1 protein-coding gene is annotated in these 2683 nt (G+C 76.3%); it reads right to left on the reverse strand.

The window, feature by feature from the left end:
* Window position 1: 1 nt before the first annotated feature.
* Window positions 2–2401 (reverse strand): transglutaminase TgpA family protein, encoded by a 2400-nt coding sequence (locus LCE31_RS38595; RefSeq protein ID WP_225022877.1) that lies wholly within the window; start codon window positions 2399–2401, stop codon window positions 2–4.
* Window positions 2402–2683 lie beyond the last annotated feature (282 nt).

The following is a 2683-nucleotide window of genomic DNA, read 5'->3' on the forward strand; positions in this document are numbered from 1 at the left end:
GCTACGGCCTGCGCCAGGAGGCCGGGAGCAGGCGCTGCGGCGCCCAGCGGGACGCGAGGGACTCCCGGCGCTGTGACAGCGCCCAGACCACCCGGACGGACGAGCGGGGCAGCAGCAGCGCCCGGAGCCTGGTGGCCCTGCCCGCCGAGGCGCGCAGTGCGGCCCTGGCCCGGCCCACGTCCTCGGCGAGGCCCGTGCGCGGCGCCGGCGCCGGCGCGTACAGGACCTGCTCCACCGCGTCCGCCAGCCGGTGCACCGCGGCCGCTGCCGCCTCGTCCAGCGAGCCCAGCGCCACGATCCGCTCCGCAGCACGGCGCGGCGTCCGCGCCTCGTCGGGCACGATGCCGTGGTCCCAGGCCGTGTCGGTCAGCTCCTGCCAGGCGGCGAGGGCCGGCGCGCCCGGTTCCGCGCCGAGGTGCGCGCCCGCGCCGAGCCTGCGGGCCCTGGTCCTCGTCCGGTACAGCAGGGGAAGCAGCCCGACCAGGACCAGCAGCGCGATCCCGGCGCCGACCAGCGTCCACGTCCCGCTCCGGGCCCCGGGGCCGGAGGGCGGCTCCGGCGCCTGCGCCGCGGCCTGACCGCACGCGCCGAGCCGCTGGTCCTGCGGGGCACAGCTGCTGGACGACGAAGGGGCCGTGGAGGGCGCGGCCGACTCGGGCTGGGCCGGCTGCACCGAGGTCCCGGTGTCGGGGTCGGACGGTGACGCGGGCAGCGTGTAGGCGGGCAGGCTGCCCCGGCTCGGCGTCGGCTCGAAGCGCGTCCAGCCGACGCCCTGGAAGTACAGCTCGGGCCAGGCGTGCGCGTCCCGCAGCCCGACGTCCACGGTGCCGTCGCCCTCGGGGGTGCCCGGCGCGAAGCCGACCGCGACCCGGGCGGGGATGCCCAGGGTGCGGGCCATCGCCGCCATCGTGAAGGAGAAGTGTATGCAGAAGCCGCGTTTTTCCTTCAGGAATCTGGCGATCGCGTCCGGGCCCGTGCCCGAGTTGACGTGGGTGTCGTAGGTGAAGCCGCCGTCGGCCGCGAACCAGTCCTGGAGCGCGACGGCCTTCTCGTAGTTGTTCTTCGACCCCGCCGTGACGTCCTCGGCGGTCTTCTTCACCACGGCAGGCAGGCTGGACGGCACCTCGGTGTACTCGTGCTGGATCGACGCGGGAGGCCGCCCCGCGGAGGCCAGTTGCTGCCTGCTCGGGTTCACCTCCAGGCTGTCGACGGTGTAGCGCGCGTCCCGCGTGGACTGTCCCCGGTCGCCGACGAGCGTGCGGCCCTCCGGCTCGTACCGCCAGCGGCCCCGCACCGAGACATGCGTGGCCGGGTACGGCATCGGCAGGTAGTTCTGCCGGTACCAGGGGGCAGCCGTGATGCTCGTGGCGATCCTCGTGGTGCTCACATCGGGCGCGAGGCCCTGCGGTGCAGGCAGGGAGTCCGGTACGTCCTGCACTTTGCGCTGCGAGAACCGCCAGGTCGTGCCGTCGAACTCGTCGAGCGACATGATCCGCAGGTACATGCCCTGCCCGTCGGTGGCGTTGGTGCGGTAGCGCAGGGCCTCCCGGTCGTCGTCCTGGTTGAGGTCGTCCTGGAGGGACACCAGCGGATTCACCGCCGAGATGGTGCCCCCGCCGATCCCGGGGCCGTTGCCGCCGCCGATGCCGGCGAGCAGCCCGCCGCCGAGAGTCGGCAGCGCCAGCGGGACGACGAGGGCGATCCCGAGCGCCACCACACCGATGCGCCGGCCGGTGCGCGCCGGTGCCGACGCGCGCGCCGGCGGTGCGCCGGGCGGGTGGCCCGGCCTGCGCTGACCGCCGCCGAAGACCCGCCCCCACTGGGAGAGCCGGTCGCCGCCCTCCGTGAGAAGCAGGAACAGATAGCCGGCGGCGGCCAGCAGGAACCACAGCCAGCTCGCGGTGGACCCGGTGTCCGCCGAGATGCCCGCGGCCACCGAGTACAGCGCGAGCAGCGGCAGTCCCGCGGGGGCCGCGTTGCGGAACGTGACGGCGATCGCGTCCACGGCGAGTCCGATGACCAGCACACCGCCGATCAGCATCAGCTTGATGCCGTCGGTGGGCGGCGCGGGGATCGAGTACCGCGTGACGTCCTGGCCGCCGGACGTCAGCAGCGTGGAGAACCGCTGGAAGACGCCCGGGGTCGGGAGCAGGCCGAGCGGTGCCGCGTTCCGCGCGAAGACGACGGTGAGGAGCAGCAGGACCACGATCGCCTGGAGCAGGACGGTGAGCGTCCTGGCGAGCGGAACCCGGCGCGCCAGCGCCCCGACCCCGCTGACCAGGCCCGCGAGTACGGCGGCTTCGAACAGCCACAGATACGAGTTGACCAGCGGCAGCAGCGCGCACGCCGCCAGCAGCGTGGCGAGCAGGGCGCCCAGCGTCAGCTTCCCCCGGCCGCTCATGACCATCCTCCGGAACGTCCCGTCGGGCCGCCCGCCGCGGCCCGCCCGCCGGCGCCTGTACCGTCCTGGCCGCCGCCGCCGGGCCCGCCGCCGCCCACGCCGGGCCCCCCCCCCACCCCCGCCGGGGCGTAGGGGTGCCCGCACGCCCGGCCGGCCACCGCCCCCCCCGGCCCCCCCGCCCCCCCGGGCGCCCCCGCCCCCCCCCGGCGCGCCCCCGGGCGGCGCCCCCCCCCCCGCGGGAGGCTCTTCGCGCGAGGGCGGGAGCCACCACGGCTCCGCTCC

This window comes from Streptomyces sp. 8L (genome assembly GCF_020176795.1).
Taxonomy (GTDB): Bacteria; Actinomycetota; Actinomycetes; order Streptomycetales; family Streptomycetaceae; genus Streptomyces.